Origin of the sequence: Paenibacillus ginsengarvi (genome assembly GCF_003626695.1) — a bacterium.
Classification (GTDB): Bacteria; Bacillota; Bacilli; order Paenibacillales; family NBRC-103111; genus Paenibacillus_AB; species Paenibacillus_AB ginsengarvi.
In genome coordinates this window covers 240,505-257,086 of sequence record NZ_RBAH01000005.1, presented here as the reverse complement: position 1 = coordinate 257,086, position 16,582 = coordinate 240,505, and the positions used below count along the sequence as shown (strand labels likewise).

At 56.7% G+C, this 16,582-nt stretch carries 15 protein-coding genes; 4 read left to right on the top strand and 11 right to left on the bottom strand.

Annotated elements, in window-relative coordinates:
• Nucleotides 1-147 precede the first annotated feature (147 nt).
• Together D7M11_RS09470 and D7M11_RS09465 are read left to right on the top strand one after the other, a co-directional pair.
• Nucleotides 148-648 carry a DUF4214 domain-containing protein gene (locus tag D7M11_RS09470; RefSeq protein WP_120746958.1) on the top strand — a complete coding sequence of 167 codons (501 nt, stop codon included), beginning with the start codon at nt 148-150 and terminating at the stop codon, nt 646-648.
• 30 nt (nt 649-678) lie between these two features.
• Nucleotides 679-1,596 carry a phosphotransferase family protein gene (locus tag D7M11_RS09465; protein WP_120746957.1) on the top strand — a complete coding sequence of 306 codons (918 nt, stop codon included), beginning with the start codon at nt 679-681 and terminating at the stop codon, nt 1,594-1,596.
• Nucleotides 1,597-1,749: 153 nt separating this feature from the next.
• Here the strand turns inward: D7M11_RS09465 and D7M11_RS09460 are convergent, their stop codons facing one another.
• The 6 genes from D7M11_RS09460 to D7M11_RS09435 form a co-directional block, all read right to left on the bottom strand.
• On the bottom strand, nt 1,750-2,397 hold the full coding sequence (locus D7M11_RS09460; protein ID WP_120746956.1) for a serine/threonine protein kinase: 648 nt from the start codon (nt 2,395-2,397) through the stop codon (nt 1,750-1,752).
• A 46-nt stretch (nt 2,398-2,443) separates the two neighbouring features.
• Complete coding sequence (locus D7M11_RS09455; RefSeq protein ID WP_120746955.1) at nt 2,444-3,847, bottom strand: glycosyltransferase family 4 protein; 1,404 nt, start codon at nt 3,845-3,847, stop codon at nt 2,444-2,446.
• A gap of 116 nt (nt 3,848-3,963) precedes the next feature.
• Nucleotides 3,964-4,911: a GDP-mannose 4,6-dehydratase gene (locus tag D7M11_RS09450; protein WP_120746954.1), complete on the bottom strand. Its 948-nt coding sequence runs from the start codon at nt 4,909-4,911 to the stop codon at nt 3,964-3,966.
• Entirely contained in the window at nt 4,908-5,948 is a 1,041-nt protein-coding gene (locus D7M11_RS09445; protein ID WP_120746953.1) for a mannose-1-phosphate guanylyltransferase, read from the bottom strand. Before D7M11_RS09445 ends, D7M11_RS09450 begins: the two co-directional genes overlap by 4 nt.
• Before the next feature lie 170 nt (nt 5,949-6,118).
• The gene (locus tag D7M11_RS09440; protein WP_120746952.1) at nt 6,119-7,393 is read right to left on the bottom strand and encodes a glycosyltransferase family 2 protein; all 1,275 of its coding nucleotides are present in this window, start codon (nt 7,391-7,393) and stop codon (nt 6,119-6,121) included.
• Nucleotides 7,380-8,324, bottom strand: a complete 945-nt coding sequence (locus D7M11_RS09435) for a GDP-L-fucose synthase family protein (RefSeq protein ID WP_120746951.1) — start codon at nt 8,322-8,324, stop codon at nt 7,380-7,382. Before D7M11_RS09435 ends, D7M11_RS09440 begins: the two co-directional genes overlap by 14 nt.
• Nucleotides 8,325-8,532: 208 nt before the next feature.
• Between D7M11_RS09435 and D7M11_RS09430 the strand changes: the two genes are divergently transcribed.
• On the top strand, nt 8,533-9,039 hold the full coding sequence (locus tag D7M11_RS09430; RefSeq protein ID WP_120746950.1) for a DUF4214 domain-containing protein: 507 nt from the start codon (nt 8,533-8,535) through the stop codon (nt 9,037-9,039).
• 203 nt (nt 9,040-9,242) lie between these two features.
• On the opposite strand, the gene D7M11_RS36360 is transcribed toward D7M11_RS09430, so the two are convergent.
• The 4 genes from D7M11_RS36360 to D7M11_RS09410 are packed head-to-tail and all read right to left on the bottom strand — an operon-like array spanning nt 9,243 to nt 13,919.
• On the bottom strand, nt 9,243-10,301 hold the full coding sequence (locus D7M11_RS36360; protein WP_158606532.1) for a Gfo/Idh/MocA family protein: 1,059 nt from the start codon (nt 10,299-10,301) through the stop codon (nt 9,243-9,245).
• On the bottom strand, nt 10,298-12,193 hold the full coding sequence (locus D7M11_RS09420) for an FAD-dependent oxidoreductase (protein WP_120746949.1): 1,896 nt from the start codon (nt 12,191-12,193) through the stop codon (nt 10,298-10,300). The genes D7M11_RS36360 and D7M11_RS09420 overlap by 4 nt, the downstream gene beginning before the upstream one ends.
• A complete protein-coding gene (locus D7M11_RS09415; protein ID WP_120746948.1) occupies nt 12,190-13,050 on the bottom strand; it encodes a hypothetical protein in 861 nt (286 codons plus the stop codon). Before D7M11_RS09415 ends, D7M11_RS09420 begins: the two co-directional genes overlap by 4 nt.
• A 38-nt stretch (nt 13,051-13,088) precedes the next feature.
• Nucleotides 13,089-13,919, bottom strand: a complete 831-nt coding sequence (locus D7M11_RS09410) for a helix-turn-helix domain-containing protein (RefSeq protein ID WP_120746947.1) — start codon at nt 13,917-13,919, stop codon at nt 13,089-13,091.
• 296 nt (nt 13,920-14,215) lie between these two features.
• Between D7M11_RS09410 and D7M11_RS09405 the strand changes: the two genes are divergently transcribed.
• Nucleotides 14,216-15,526: an ABC transporter substrate-binding protein gene (locus tag D7M11_RS09405; RefSeq protein ID WP_158606531.1), complete on the top strand. Its 1,311-nt coding sequence runs from the start codon at nt 14,216-14,218 to the stop codon at nt 15,524-15,526.
• Nucleotides 15,527-15,667: 141 nt separating this feature from the next.
• Here the strand turns inward: D7M11_RS09405 and D7M11_RS09400 are convergent, their stop codons facing one another.
• Nucleotides 15,668-16,294, bottom strand: coding sequence for a hypothetical protein (locus D7M11_RS09400; protein WP_120746945.1), 627 nt, complete (start codon nt 16,292-16,294; stop codon nt 15,668-15,670).
• Between the last annotated feature and the right edge of the window lie 288 nt (nt 16,295-16,582).

Sequence of the window (16,582 nt, the reverse complement as noted above, 5' to 3'; positions counted from 1 at the left end):
GAGAACTCATATATTCGCATATTTTGAGAAAAACGGTGCCTCGAAAAGGGCGGCATCCGCTTTTGACGGTTTCACACTTATAGAGAGCTACATACGATATGGAAGGGCGCACAAGTCGGACGCTATTCGAAAAACGGAGGGATCCATTTGAATATTGCCGCCAAGCTGCACAAAATTGTCCTCTTGGAGGACCGGGAATTTATCTCGGAATTGTACCGCAGCATTTTGGACCGGGAAGTGGACGAGGAAGGAATGAAGCATCACCTCCGGGAACTTGGGAAAGGCACTCCCAAGCACGGGATCGTGATTGCAACGTTGCAGGCGGACGAAGCGCTCCGCTTATACGCGCATTCCTCCCTCTCGGGGAAAGCCGAGAACGGCGGCAGCAAAGTATCGGGCGCCCTTAGGCGCATATTCGATATGAAGCATGAGCCGTTCGTTCACAGCCTGTATCGGGACCTTCTGTGCAGGGAGCCGGATCAACCCGCTTATGCAGGCTACGTAGACTCCCTGAACAGAGGGAAGTCGAAGTTTTCCGTTTTCGCGCGCTTCGTCTCATCCAGCGAATTCGAATCGTTGCTAGCGCTCGACAAATACGCGTTTGCCAGACGGGCGCTGGACCAATTGATCTTAAGCTTCTACAAGTAAAAACAGCGCCACTAGAACGGAGGCGACACCATGGGCACGATGAAGGCGGAAACGTTACACGCCCACTTATGCGACCGGCATCCCGAGCTATCCGGCGAACCGTATCGAGTTCTCTCCTCTACGATGCAAAACCTGGTTATCGTGGTAGGGGAACGTCTCGTGTTCCGGTTTCCGCTAACGTCCGACCACGCGTCGCTTCTGCTGGAGATGAAGCTGCTGCCGAAGCTGGGCAAACATCTGCCCCTGCCGGTGCCGGATTTCCTATATACATCCGGTCGGAAAGACAAAATCGTTTATGTCGGCTACCCGATGATACCCGGCATTCCGCTCGAAAAGGAGCTGCTCGCGAAATTTGACGATTCCCGGAAAAAAGCGGCCGCCAGGCAGATCGCCGATTTTTTGACCGCGCTGCACCAGTTTACCGGCGATTCGATGACCCGCGTCGATCCGCGCGGCTTTCGCGACGAATGGAGAAAAACATGGTCCGGCTATTATCGCGCCATGGAGCAGACTGTATTTCCGCATCTCAACCGGAAGCAGAAGCTGTGGATCATGCAGGTGTTCTACGACTACTTGTACCCTTCCGGACATTTCAAGTTTACGCCCTGCCTGTTGCATAGCGATTTTAAGAACGATCATATTTTCCATGATCCAAAAACGGGCAAGCTGACCGGCGTCATCGATTTCGGCTTGCTGCGGATGGGCGATCCGGCCTATGATTTCCACGATCTCTGCCTCTCTTACGGGGAAACGTTTACGCGTATGGTGCTGGATCACTACGGCGGACCGGCGGACCGTACCTTTGAGCAGCGGATTACGCGGTTTTATGCATACATCCTCCGGTTTAGCTCGATGCTCCATGCGGTTCAAGCCAAGGACTGGAACAAGCTTGCCCTGCGGATGGAATGGCTGAATGAAAAAGGACGGGAATGGGACGACGAAGTTTGACTCTCCTAGAAGGAGTGGCAGCCGGGGAAACCGAATACGGAGAAGGGGAAGCGAAATGATGCGGGAACTGGAGGCGACCGGTAACGATAAGGTTACCGGTCTAAGTATGGGACCGGGCGGGACAAGCATCGGACTGCAAAAAAAAGGCGACGGTCAAGTCGCCTCATGCAGCTTCTCCGGCGGGGGCAGCTCAGGAACGCCTCTCAGATCGACACCCTCGCTTCGTTTGCGGCGCCATTTGGCATACAGCTTCGGATCGTGCTCGATCACATAACGCAAAAACTTCATCAAGCAGCCGTCGCGCTTCAAGCTTTTGAGCAGCATGAACGGTGCTCTTCGCGTCGTCCGGAATGCGCCGCTATGATCGATCACCTTCAGCTTGTCGCCCTCGGTGACGATAATATGACCGGTTCGCGTATCGACCCGGGTAAACTTCAGTCTTCTCATCTCTTTGACGATACCGACTAATTGCTCGGCAAACGAATCCGGCAAGCCGGGATGTTCGGCCAAATACTCCTGGAGCGTCGGCCCAGGCAAATATTCCATCACTACAAAGTTCCGTCCGCTCTCGTATAGGGCGGGGAAGTAGGGGCTCCCGGCGGCTGCCTGGAGCGCCTTTGTTTCCCACATGGCGCTGTGGGGCTCCTCGTATATTTTCACACAGCGGTTCGAGGATAGCCGGAACACGGCGCCCTGCGCTCCGATCCCGATCATGACGTACCGGGTCGGGTTACTCACTTTCAGAACCTTACGGCCATTCACAAGCTCGGATGTGACGGATATGCTCCTGTAATCCTCCAAGGCTTTTCTCCCTCCTCCTTGAATGCGGGCTTTTTATCGCGCACCGCTACAGCAAGCCGAGCTCCGACAGCCTCCCCTTCACCATTTCGCCGACGACATGCGGGGAGAAGTACGTCTGGATATGCTGTCTGCCGTTGAAGGCGATCGAATGACGGTAGCTTTCGTTGTACGCGATCTCGCGCATATGGTGAGCCGCATGACCGAGATCGGGCTCCGCCCACGACTGATAGGCTTTATACGGCCCCCAGTCTTTGCCGACCCGACTCATGCTGAAATCGACGATGCACGAGTTGGTCGCGTTCATGAAGTCGGTGTTGCCGGACCAGTACGTGCCGATAACCGGCTTGCCCAAATACATCGCCTCGGCCAAACCAAGTCCGAAGCCTTCCGCGCGGTGGAGCGAAACAAAGCAGTCCGTACAGTTCAGCAGACCGTCGACTTCACTGCGGCTCATAATCCGGTCGATAATATAAATATTGGAATAGCCGCTCACCAGCTTGCGGATTTCGTCAAGATCCGACGGGTTCGCATGGGAGTGATTCAGCTTGATGACAAGACCGACGCTCGTATCTTCCGGCGCAAACGCCTGCTTAAAGGCGATAATGGCGCCTTGCGGGTTTTTCCGCCGCTGATAGCTGTGCGTGTCGTACATGGAGAAGAACAAAAACCGGTTCTCCGGCAGCCCGAAGGTGGCTCGGTTTACATCGCCCGGCGGTATAACCTCGACACCGTGCGGAATGCGGATGACGGGAACGGGCGATTTTTTGGCAATCGACTCGGCGACAAAGTTGGACGGTACCCAGACTTCACTTACGAAATGGAAACCGTCGCAAAATTCGTCCGGAAAATCGGGAAGCTCCCAATGCCAGTAGCCGATATTGAACCGCTTGTCGAACAGCGGCGGGCCGAAGTGATGGTGAACCGATCGAAGCGTATCGGCGTTCGTGTGAATAATGTTTACTTTGAACTGCGGCTCCCCCATCTCTTTATGCCGCCATGTGAAGTCCTCCATCCGGATCGAAGTCACCGGGAAGTTCATAATACCGAACGGGATATCCGCCGCCTGAATCGCCCTCGCCGCCAGCCGGCTCGATTCGCCGATGCCCATCTCCGCGCGGATGAAGCCGACTAGGTTGATCCCTTTGTCATAGCCGGGCTCGCTTTTCTCCTCCGGCACGATCTGCTCGAACTCGGCAACATGAGCGGCTGGCGCGGACGCCTCCTCTTTGCGCCGCCGATTGCGCCGCGCCCGCAGCCGGCCCCTGCGAAACCGTTTTTTGCCTCTTAGCAATCGCCATCTCCGTTTTTTCCACCGTTTGCCGCCATGGCGGGCGATAGCCCGTCTCTTTTTGAGCCGCGCTTTTCTGCCGCGTTGCGGCGGCTTGCGCTTTCTCCGTTTGATCGCTGACGCCGCGCGACTGCCTTTCCGGCGTCCTTCCGTGCTTCGCATAAATCCCACCCTTTCTGCTTGGAATCATGGCCTTTCCTTTTGGGGTGCCTTTCGTGGGCCCCCCAAAAGTACTCGGATTTCGCGTCGAAGACTCTTCTTCACTTTTGGGGGAATCTTTAGATTTGGTCTCTCCAGTATTGCAGCAGGTCGCGCATCGTCTGCTCGAACGGGATTTCCGGCTTCCATCCGGTAACCGCGTGGAACTTGGAGTAGTCCCCGAGCAAAATTTCCACATCGGAAGGCCGAAGGCGCGCCGGATCTTCCTCAATCGAAATGTTCACGTTGCTGAACGAGAGCAGCAAATCGAGCATTTCCCGTATCGTGCAGCACGTTCCGGAAGCGATGTTGTACGTTTCTCCGGGATTCCCTTTCTCGAGCGCAAACCAGTAAGCCCGGACAACGTCGCGAACGTCGGTAAAGTCGCGTTTGGCCGACAAATTCCCGACGTGCAGCACCGGCGGCTTTTTCCCTTTCTCGATCAGGGCGATCTGCTTGGCGAAGTTGGACGTAACGAAATTTTCGCCGCGCCGGGGGCCGGTGTGGTTGAAGGTACGGGTCACCACGATCGGCAGGCCGTAGCTTTTGTAGTACTGGTAGCCGAGAAAGTCCTGCGCAACCTTGCTGACAGCGTAAGGGCTGAGCGGCCGTAGCGGGTTCGTTTCGCGAATGGGCGTCTCCTCCGGCTCAACATGGCCGTATTCCTCGCTGGAGCAGGCGATTTGCATTTTGCACGACAGATCGAAGCGGCGCAGCGCCTCCATAATGTTGACCTGGCCCGCCACATTGTTATGGATCGTATCGATCGGCGAATTCCACGAAGTCGGAACGAAGCTTTGCGCCGCCAAGTGAAAAATCAGATCCGGCTTAATGTCCTCGATCAGATGTTCGACCGAAAACGGATCTCGCAGCTCGCATTCGACAAGGCGAATGTCTTTCAAATGCTTAATATGGTCCATGCGGCTTCGGTGCCGGATTGTTCCGGTGACCTCCACGTTTTGTTTCAGCAGAAACTCCGCCATATGGCTTCCGACAAAACCGGAAATCCCCGTTACAAGAGCTTTCATTCGCTAGTATCCTCCTTCTTGTCGTTCAGTGCCTGGAGCGCTGTTTTAATGCGCTGTTCCTCCGATTTATGGCAGACGAGCAGTCCATTCTCCGTCGAAACAACGATCAGATCCGATACGCCGAGGATCATCGTCTTCTGATGATCGGTGTAGACGATGCAATCCTTCGTTTGCTCCAGGTGCACCTCCCCTTGGCCGTTTACGATGTTGCCTTCGGAATCCGCCTTCTGAATCCGCTCGAGCGACGTCCATATGCCGACATCGTCCCACTTGAACTTGACCGGAATCGTCACGATCGAGTCGGCTTTCTCCAGAATCGCGTAGTCGATCGAAATTTTCGGAAGCAGCGAATACGCGCTGGCCTCGCTCCTGTCCGAGGCGGTGAGCATGCTCCACATGAAAGGCTGATGCAGCGACATGTAATGGGCGATCGTGGACGGTTTCCAGACGAAAATGCCGCTGTTCCAATACACGTTCGGGTCCTGAATCAGTTCCTCGGCAGCTCCCAAATTAGGCTTCTCGATAAACGAGCTTGCCTCGAGCAAGCCTTCCTCCGACTGGATGTCCGATGTACGGATGTAGCCGTATCCGGTCTCCGGCCTTGTCGGTACGACGCCGAGCGTAACGATCGTATGCTTGCGGGCAGCTGCGGACTCGGCTTTGCGAAGCGCCCGTATCAGTTCCTCCGGTTCGTCCGTATAATGGTCCGAAGGCATCGTCACCAGCACCTCGTCGTCACCCTCCGCCAAAAAACGATAGGCCGTCATGGCGATGCAGGGTCCGGTATCCCGCTGCTCGGGCTCAAGAATCAGCCGCTCTTCGGGCAATTCCGGAAGCTGCTCCCGGGTAAGCGACCGGTACCGCTCGGCGGTAACCACGTACACCTCGGCTTCCGGCAGCCAGCGCACATAGCGTCTATACGTTTGCTGCAGCATCGTCTCGTGGGAAGTGAGGGAGAGAAACTGCTTAGGCCGCTCCTTCACGCTTCTCGGCCAAAACCGCGTTCCCGATCCACCGGCTAAAATGACGATTTTCAAACGTTTTCCCTCCCGTCTGCGGCGCTTGGAATACGCTACTATACTATGCACAGCTCTCACGGCCGACGTAGACGTATTGCCGATAGAGGGCTAAATTGGCGATTGCCCAGCCTGTACCTTAAGCTTTAGAAAGCCCCTCCCTGCACCGGGAGGAGCTCCGGCAAATCGGACTACCATTTGAACTTGCGCTTCCTCATGAGCCATTCCCCGACCGACGCGGGCTCTTCCTCAAGCAGTTTGTACAAACGCGCCTCCATCGGACTGAGCGGAGCCGCTCCCGTTACTTTGAAGCTCAGCTGGCGCTCGTCGCCGTTCAGTTTGAGCCGCGCGGGAGAAAACGAAACGTTCGAGCGAATTTCCACCGAATAGAAGGAAAGATTGTTTTTTAGCGGGATTTGCAGCGTAAACCTTCCTTCGCCGAGCTTGAATGTTTTATAGTGCTCGCCGCCAATCGCAACCTTCAGCTCCAGGCGTTCCGATCGCTTCCGGTCCAGTTTCGGCAGTTGGTGGTTTCCGCCGATCACCAGCGCCTGCACCTCTTCCTCGCTATCATTACGGATTTCCAGGTTCCAGACGGGCGGCGCCCAGCCGTCCTCGAACCGGTCCGACGATGTGATCTGCGGCCCTCTGCCGAAGATGCGGAACGGCTTCATCCGTTCCATGATCCAGGCGGCCCCCTCCGGCAGATGGTGGGCGATAAACTGGATCAGCCAGTGGTTCGACACCGTTCCGTAGTTTTTCAAGCTCGTGCGGATAATCTCCGGAAGACCGACGGTAAAATATTGCGTCATACTTTTGCAATCATCGTGCAGCCGCGAATGAGCCATCGGTTCGTCGATGTACCCAAGCTTGTGCATGGCCGCAATCCGCATCCACAAGTCATAATCCATGCAAAAATGCAAGCTTTCGTCGATCGGGCCGACCTGGTCGAGCACACTTTTCCGCATAAATACAGCCGGCTGGCAAATGGTGCATACATCAAATAAGCGTGCACGGTCGATATGGGAATCGATCGGATACGGCCGGATATGGTTGTTGTTTTTATCCGTAAAATCCGCCTTGCCGTAGACTAGCCCGTATTCCGGATGCTTCATCAGAGCCGATACGGCGCGGCTGATCGCTTTCGGCTCGTACGTATCGTCGGAGTTAAGCCAGCCGATGATTTCGCCTCTCGCCAGCGCCAGCCCCTTGTTAAGAGCGTGCGACTGGCCCCTGTCTTTTTCCGAAACGAACCGGAAGCGGTCTCCGTGCTTGTCGGCATACTTTTGCAGAATCTGTACCGTATGGTCCTTCGAGCCGCCGTCCATGACGATAAGCTCTACGTTCGGATAATCTTGCGAGAGTACGCTTTCGATCGTTTCGCGGATAAAGCTGCCCTGCTGGTACGAAGGCGTCACGACCGATACGAGCGGCTGCCGCTTCTTCCCTTCCTCATCGCGACTCATGACCGTTCCTCCTGTACCATTCGATCGTCCGGTTCAAACCGGTCGCGATATCGGTTCCGGCCTCGAAGCCGAACGTTTCTTTGGCCAGACGGACGTCCAGTCTTCTTCTCGGCTGACCGTTCGGACGTCCCGTTTCCCAGATGATGTCCCCCTCGTAACCGGTCAACTCGCGAATCGTCTCGGCCAGCTCGCGGATCGATACTTCATGGCCCGATCCCAGATTGACCGGGGCGTCGCCGTCGTACCGCTCGGCCGCGCGAACGATTGCTTGCGCCGCGTCCTCGACATACAGAAATTCGCGCGTCGGCGTTCCGTCCCCCCAGAGCCGGATCGAAGGGTCGCCCCGCCTGCGCGCCTCCTCGCATTTGCGGATCATCGCGGGGATGACGTGGGACGTTTCCAGATCGAAGTTGTCGCCGGGACCATACAAATTAACCGGCAGCAAAAAGATCGAATTGAAGCCGTACTGCTTGCGATACGCTTGCGATTGAACGAGCATCATTTTTTTGGCCAGCCCGTATGGCGCGTTCGTCTCCTCCGGGTAGCCGTTCCACAGATCGCTTTCTTGAAAAGGCACCGGAGCGAACTTCGGATACGAGCAGATCGTGCCGATTGCCACAAACTTCTCCACGCCCCGGAGCCGCGAATGCTCGATCAAGTGCGCACCCATGACCAAATTATCGTAAAAAAACAATCCCGGATTTTTCTCGTTCGCCCCGATGCCTCCGACAACGGCGGCCAGATGGATCACGACGTCGGGCCGGAAATCGTCCAGCATGCGGATAATGTGCGCTTCCTTGCGCAGATCGTACTCCCTGCTGCGCGGCACGCTGATCCGCTCGCAGCCTTGCAGGCGCAGCTCGTTCACGACGTGCCGGCCCAGAAAACCGGCTCCCCCGGTAACGACAATCGACTTGTCGGCTAGTCTCATCAATGCCTCTCCCCTTCGCACTAGTTTGGCATTTCCCGGCTTATATGTACGATATGTAAAGAGCCGTCATCCGGTATAGACAACTACACCCGGGCCGGACAAAAAAACGCGCTTTTGCCGCCGTATACATGTCCACGCCGATAGAGGAGCTTTCCCATACAGTAGCTGTAGAGGACGAACTAAAGCCGGGGGGGAGCTTGCAGTGAGAATGATGGAGATATTACGGAAGGTATACAGGAAGGATCGGGATTCGTTCGTTGCCGGCTGTTACCGGGAACTGCTCGGACGCGAACCCGATCCGGACGGTATGCAGCATCATCTCCGGCTACTCGCCGGAGGAGCGTCTAAGCTGACTGTGATGACCTCGCTGCTGCAATGTCCCGAGGCCGACCGTCTGTACCGGTCCGGGGGAGCCCCTGGAAGCAGGAGGCGGCCCTCGGCGGCGGATCTGTTTCGCAGGCTGTATGCCCAGTCTGACGAAGCTTACGTGCAGGGCTTGTACGAGGAACTGCTATGCCGGCGGCCGGACCGGCACGGGTGTAAACAAAACGTGCAGCAGTTGAAGCGCGGAGCGTCCCGGGCGACGGTCGCCGCGCAGCTGCTGCAATCCGGGGAAGCGCTCGAGCTGCTTCGGGCCAAGACGGGCACCCCGATCGCGCAAAAAATATTGTTCGACTATGCCAACCGGAAGTTTTATCCGGACTACGATTATTAACGGGTACAGCGGCTAACGAAAAGAAGAGACAGGCCCATGTCCGGCAATCGGACATCGCTCTGTCTCTTCTGATGATTTGGAGGCGCCTTGAGGAGCGCCGGGAATTACGGCAAACCGTTCGCCGCGCGATCCGGGACGTCGGGCGGATTCATCGACAGCAGCCTAAGGGCGTGCTCGACGAATAGATCCCTGGCGCGCGGTCTTCATTGCGCCGCAAGCCGGACCGCTTCCCCGCGCTGCGCCGACAAGTAGACGCCGTCGACGATACGCTGTACGACAAGCGCCCTCTCCAGGCTCGTGCTCGGCTGACGCCCCGTCAGCACGGCTTGGGCAAAATCCGCCAGCACCCGCTGATGCGCCGTGCTGAACGTTTCCTGTCCTTCCCACAGCACTTCCTGGGCGATGCTCCCGCCATCGTAACGGCTCCACACAACGCGGGAACTCGACGGCACGACCGAAAACGTCAACGTGCCGTCCGTGCCGATCAGCTCGCATTCGTGCACCTGCTCCCCGACGTAATGCTCGCCCTGCTCGATCGTCAGCACCGGCCCGTTCCGGAAGCTGACGAACGAAGAGGTCAGCGTTTCTCCGTCGGAGCCGGCCGGGACGTGATCGGCGAACGAGTCCGCAATCGTCCACGTCCGGGCGAGCACTGTGTCCGGCTCCAGGCTCCAGCCGTTGATGCCGAGGAAATAGTCGAGCATGTACGAGCCCAGGTTGGCGAGGTTCCCTCCGCCGTTGACCTCCTTGGAGAAGCGCCATAGCGGCGGCATCGTCTCCGGCTTCGGCCTTGCGCTAGTCTGCCAGCGGCAGCGCATGATGCGCAGCGTGCCAAGCTTGCCTTCCGCAAGCGTGCGCGCCACAACCGCCGCCGAGTCGAGCAGCCGCGTTCTGGACGAGGCGCAGCCCGCGATCCGATCGCCTTTCTCGCGAATAAGCGCCCGTACTTCTTCAGCGCTGCGGGCGACGGGCTTCTCCGTCAGCACATGCTTGCCGGCGCGAAACGCCCGGATCGCCAGCTCGGCTCTCGCCATCGCCGGCAGCGCGAGCACGACGGCGTCGATGCCGGGATCGTCAAACATCGCCTGCGCGTCCGTATAGACGGACCGCACGCCGAACGTTTCCGCCGCCTTGCGGGCGCTGGCCTCGACCGCGTCCGCCACCGCGGCGGAACGAATAAACGGAATCGATTGCGCCGCCTGCAAATAAACCTGGCCCATCACCCCGCAGCCGACATACCCGACATTCAGCTTTTCCTTCATCGTCCTGCCGCTTCCTCTCTCGGCCACGAAAACACCGTCGCAGCCATCGCGTTTCGCACCATATCGGTCATGTCGTGCTTCAGTACGGTGTTGCCCTTCAAGGTGACGGCCAATGCGAAATCCTCTTGCTCCGCAATCGCTTCGATCCGCTCGGCAATGGTTTGCCGCAGGCGCATATGCATCTCGCCGATCCGGTAAAGAGCCATCAACGAAAAGGTGAAATATTGAAAGAAATAATCGTCGTCCGTATTGATGAACTCCGCATCGGTCGAGGAGTTGACGAACGCTTCGCGATCCTGCATAAGGGCCAGCAGCTCGGGCACGATCTCCGCGTCGCCCAGCCTGCCGAGCAAATAAATCGCCGCATAGCCGCGCACCTGATTGTACTTCCGGCTCGTCTTCGGCACGAACGGATCGCGCGATTTCACCATTTGCCGCAGCGCCGGAAGCGCCGATTCGTCGCTCAGCAGCGCAAGCGCAAACGCGCTGTTGCCGCGTAATTGCGCGTCTTCCTCCTGCATCGCCCAAGCGCGCAAGGACGGCTTCATGCGCTCGCCGAGCCGTTTCGCCGACCAGATGGCGATGCCTGGCTTTTCGCCGGACAATCCGGTACGAATCGCCTGTTCGTCCGTCAGCCATATGCTCGAAGCGTCCCGTTCGGCGACCGACCACGTTTCTACGGGAAGGCTCGTATCCCGGAAGCGGACGAATACCTGCTCGTTCAGGCAGCCCGTCTTCTTCAATTCGGCGGCGAGCGGCTCGTACGGAACATCCTTCAGCCTGATGCAGCGCTCGATCGCAATCGCCGCAGCCGCGGCGGCAGCCTCCCCCGATTTGTGCATTTCCCGTTTCATCCGGATGCAGCCCGAAATATCGTGATCGAGCGCGATGCAGCGGCCGGCCGCCAGCAGGCCGTCATACCCTTTCGGAATCAGGGCGCCGAGCGGAACCGGCACCGAGAAGTTCAGCCCCCACAGCCCGCCTCCCACAATCCAGTCTTGCTGGTTCTCGCTTTCGAACGCAATGTCCTTGCTGTGGTTGTCCAGGTTGGAATAGGCGTAAAACAGCGGGCGGTCGCTCGTCGTATCGTTCAGGAACGCCGCCAGCGTCACATCCTCCTCCCCTTCGATAAACCGGCCTTCGCGTATGCCGAGCAGCGAAGCGATCCGCAGGATTCGCCAGCTTTCGTCGTACCGGTCCTTCAAATGCGTCGGCAAAACGGCCGAATCGATAATCGCCCGGGACAGATCTTCCCCGTTGGAAGGATCGACGTAGCCGGAATCCGTATAAAACGTGCCGACCCGGTTGCCGCTGACCAGCTCCAGCGCGTTCGAGAACGGCTGCGCCCGGCCGTCCATCGCCCGGCCTTGACGAAAGCCGCAGCCCGCCATGGCGCACAGCTCAGCGTTGCCGGTGCAGTCGATCACGACCTTCGCCCCCGCTTCGCGCAGCCCGTCCGGCCCGATCCAGCGCACGCCCTTCACCGCGTTCCCCTCCAGGTAGACGCCGACTGCCGTCGACTCGTAACGAATCGTCACTCCGGCGGCCAGCGCCTCGCGCTCGATCACCCATTTTTTGAGATCGCCGCTGCTTTTGCCGCGTTTCGGGTATCCATCTTGTTCAATCTCGGCGATCTCCTCGTCGAACCGCTCGTGCAGCCCGCCCTTCAGGCCGAAATAATAGCTGAGAATGGCGCCCGCCGTTCCGGTACCGCCCATACACGTCAAAGGCTCGATGCCAAGGACGGACAAGCCGCGTCTGGCGGCGGCAATGGCAGCGATCGAGCCGGCCGTTCCGAGACCCGCGACAATAACGTCGTAATGCTCGGCAAACGCCGGTTGCCCGACTTCCCGTTGATCCAATCTGTTGTTTATCCGCTGCGACAGCTTCATGCGAAAATCCCTCCTCCATCAAAAACCGTCCCCGCGTCAAACGCCTGAAGCGCGTTGGCGTATGCGCAGGAAGGCAGCCATACCCAGCGATCGCCAAGGGAAAACGGCCCTTTCTCCGTAAACGTCTCAAAGGCGTCCGCCACGAGCGCCATCGTCCACGAGCCGAAAGCGGCCGGCCGATCGGCCCAATAACGATGCAGTTTGTCGCGGGCGCTCGGCCAATCGTCGCCCGGATCGAGGTTCAGCTTCAAAATGACCTCGCCCGGAAAACGCCCCTGGACCACCTCCGCGCCTCCCTCGTTCAAAACCGGGGCGTTTGCGCTCGGGTCCGCGTTGTGCAGCATCGCATTCAGCTTTTTGCTGCGGATGGCGGGCTTGGAAGCCGGCGACGATACGCACAGCGAGGTCGTATCGACGATAAAAGAAGTCCGGATTTGCCGAAGACCCGACGCATCGAACAACGTGACCGTATAAGCGTCCGCCTCCGCTTCCCGCTCGATCCCGATGATTTCGGTTAGGAAACGAACGCGCCAGCCGTCCCGGCGAATCCGGTTGAACAGCACCGGGGCCAGCGCGCCGAGATGCAGCCGGTTTTCCGACAGCAGGTTGCGGCGCGTCAGCTCTTCCCGAAGAACACCAGCGGCTTCCGAACTTGTCGGCTCCTCCAGACGTTCTCCCGGATGGAAGCATCCCAAGTATTCCCGGCCCACACCGGACGTTCGTTCGACAACGAGCGCCCGTTCCTTGCCGGCGGCCGCGAGCCCGAGTCCGGCGAGCGTCGCTCCGATCACAAGGACGGGTACCGTCTCTATCTGCGGCAGGCCGCTCCGTTCTTTGACATCCATGCTGCTTTTCAAATGACATCCTCACCTTTCCGTCAACGCCGCTAGCGGGCCTAAGCTTTCCTGTACGCCCGCGGCGAAAATCCGGTCTCTTTGGCAAACACTCTGGCGAAATAAAGCGGGTCCTGAAAGCCGACTCGCTGGGCGACTTCCGAAATGGGCAGGCTGCTGTTGCGCAGCATATGCTTGGCGTTGTCCAGCCGCACCCGGGTAATGTACTGCATCGGCGAATAGCCCGAATACTGCTTGAACAAAAAAGAGAAATGATTGATCGACAACGAAACGTTTTCCGCCAGCTCGTTCCGTTTAAGCGGCTCGTCGTAATGGTTGCGGATATACTCCATGCTGCGGATTATCGATTGTGTCGTCTCGTAATCGCCCAGCTCGATCCGCTTCTGCTCGCTGATCTCGTTCAGCACATTCAGGAAGGCGACCCGCGATTTCCACTCGTATCCGGTATCCTTGCCGGTCCACACCTCGTACAGCCTCTGCATCTCGGCCACGAGTCCGTCCTGATTGCGCAGCTGCATTACCGACTCGAAGGGCAAGCCTGCGTTGTCCGGATCGCGGCAATCGGCCGTCTCTCCCTCCCATTCGATCAGCTTGTAGTCGTAATGGACGGAATAATAAAGCAACGGCCGGTCGGCGGAGCTCGCCAGCAAAAACCGGGAACGAAGCGGGACGTGGAACATGCTGCCCGAGGACAGCATATGCCGGGTTTCATCCAGCTCGACGTGCCCCGTCCCGTCGAAAATATAGAAGAAATTGCGAATGCTCGCCGATTGGATTAGCACCTCGCAGTTTTTCTCCTCCCAATACGTGGGATCGCGCTTCTGCACGCTGATCACCTTAGGGTAAAATCGCTCGAAAAATCCCGGATCCATGGCATGCACCCCTTCGAGAAACCTTCATATAGACAATCGCTCGTTCTTAGTTGCATTATAATCCAGCTATTTCGCTTCGTGAATGGATATGCGAATGTCAAATATGGACAATAAACCGATTTCTTGCACGCGCTTTCCCGACCCCCTTCCTTGATCGTTCAATTGTCCATGTTTCTCGGTCTGGCCTCCATTTACAACGTTTCCGCGCGCTGTATACTGAATTTGAAACCGTTTTCCTGTACAGGTAACGCCGGCCCAGGTAACGAATAATTCGCAACAGTAGAGGGGGATCTTCCTTGCAAACTGCAAATCAGGCAAAACGGCTGGCGGCAGCCGTCTGTTTGGTCGGCGCATTGACGGCCTGCGGCACAACCGCTTCTCCGCCCGCCGCCCAGGAACCGCAGATCGACTTGAGCGTTCCGGCGGAGCTGTCCATCTTCACGACCATCACCTCCCAGCAAAAAGCGTTCGAAGAGGCGATCGCCAAGCTGAAGACCAAATTTCCCAATTATACGATCAAGCTGCTGCTGCCTACCAAGGAGATTACGCTGGACAGCCTGATCGCCTCCGGCACCGTGCCGGACATCATCTGGGACTCCGCTACGGGCATGACCTCCACCGTGCTCGACACCGGGCTGCAATACGATATGACCGAATGGATCAAGAAGGACAAGGTCGACCTCGGCCGCTTCGACGATTCCACGATTCAAATCATGCGCGAGGCGTCCGGGCAAGGCCGGATGTACGGATTGCCGGACGACGTCAACGCCACGGTGCTGTTTTACAATAAGGATATTTTCGACCGGTTCGGCGTTCCGTACCCGAAGGACGGCATGACCTGGGACAATGCCTACGACTTGGCCAAAACGTTGACCCGCACGGAAGGCGGCATCAACTATAAAGGCATGGGGCTGTTTTACAGCTCCCTGATGTCGAACAATCAGCTGTCGCTGCCGGTGATTAACCCGAAGGAAGACAAAGCATCAGTTCATACGGACCCATGGAAACGATTGTTCAATACGTATAAGCAATTTTACGAAATTCCCGGCAACCAGTTGGACGCCAAGTTCAGCAATTTCAACGGCCAATTGGATTCCTTCTACAAGGACCAGAACGTGGCGATGGTCGTCGCTCCCTTATCCGGCTCGGGCCGGTTCGCACAGGCCCAAAACCTGAAATGGGACATGGCCGCCGCCCCGACCTTTGCCGACATGCCGAAAACGGGATTCCAGCCCGGTCCGCGCTACTTCTTCGTGACGAACGGCAAAAACAAGGAACGAGCGTTCCAGGTCGTCACGCAGCTGCTTTCCGACGAAGTGCAGCAGCAAAACAACAAGGAAGGCCGGGCGACCAGCTTGAAAAACGCAACGATTCGCCAAACGTTCGGGCAGGAAGGCGAATCGTTCAAGGGAAAACATACGGCGGCCGTATTTTATAACCAATTTGCGGTATCGCCCCCCGCGAATCCGATCGCTTCGCAGGTCAATCTAGGCGATTTGAACACCGAGTTTTTGAACGTCATTCAGGGCACGAAGGATGTCAATACCGCGCTGCGCAGCGCCGATGAGGCCATTACTAAGAAAATCGCCGAGGCGAAAGCGAAGTAGGCGGGCGGAGTGGTAGCGAGTTGACTACCTCCCCTTTTTCCATCCGTTGCAAAAAAAAGGACCTCTCCCTCCGTTTACAACTGGAGGTTGAGGTCCTTCACTTTAAATTAGGCTATCCTCGTACAAGGCAGGTTCGGATTATTATTGCTTATTGAGGCTTCTATCCTGTTCCAGTAGCTTGATCGATTCTTCTTCATTCTTTTTCCGTTGCTCTTCGCTCATCTGGAGCTTTTTCGGCGGCCTTGCATTTGTAATAGCCTGCTGCACTTTTGCTTCAACCGATTTCATATCCAGTCCGGCCAATTCAGTTTGAAAACTTTTCATTCCACCATGTTTCTCAGCATCATAGATAAGCTTATTATCCTTATCGATAGTAAACTTTCCTTGATATACCCCCGCAACAACATAGGCGCTGCTTGTTACAGGTCCAACGTATTTTTCCAGGAAAAGCAAATTGTTTTTGGACTCATTTCTACTAAACGAGCCAATTTCAAGAACTTGAATCGTATTGGATACCAATTGCTGGTCACCTTTAAGAACCTTGTTAACAAGAAATTCAGTGACTTTAAAACTCGCATTTTGATATGCGATATCTTTACTTTTACCGGTCAGTTCTGCTTCGACGATAACTTCAGCATCATACGAGATTTCCTCAAGGGCTTGATAGTGTGTTTGAAGTGCCGCATTGCTGTAATTTACATGTTTCCCCGCTCCCCCGCAAGCTGTCAATGCCAAAGCAAATATAAGCAGCACTATAATTATTTTCATGTTGTTCCACCTCCAAGAATTCATACAGATTGTTGTCCCCGTTTATGTCATCCTGTTGAGGTATTAACCAGCAATCCGAGGGCATGTCCTATTTTATGTACAGCTACTCCCCGGTATGGATTCAGGTTACCATAGTTCTGTCCCTCATTTCGTATTTTTTGAGTCCCGGTGTAAAAAGCAAAAATAGCGGAACCGATTTTCCGCAAGTTACAGGGCAGGGGCAGAAACAGCTTCATAACGGAAGCGAATGTTCCGTTAACCTGGAAAAATAAGCTGTAGCTGGCTTTT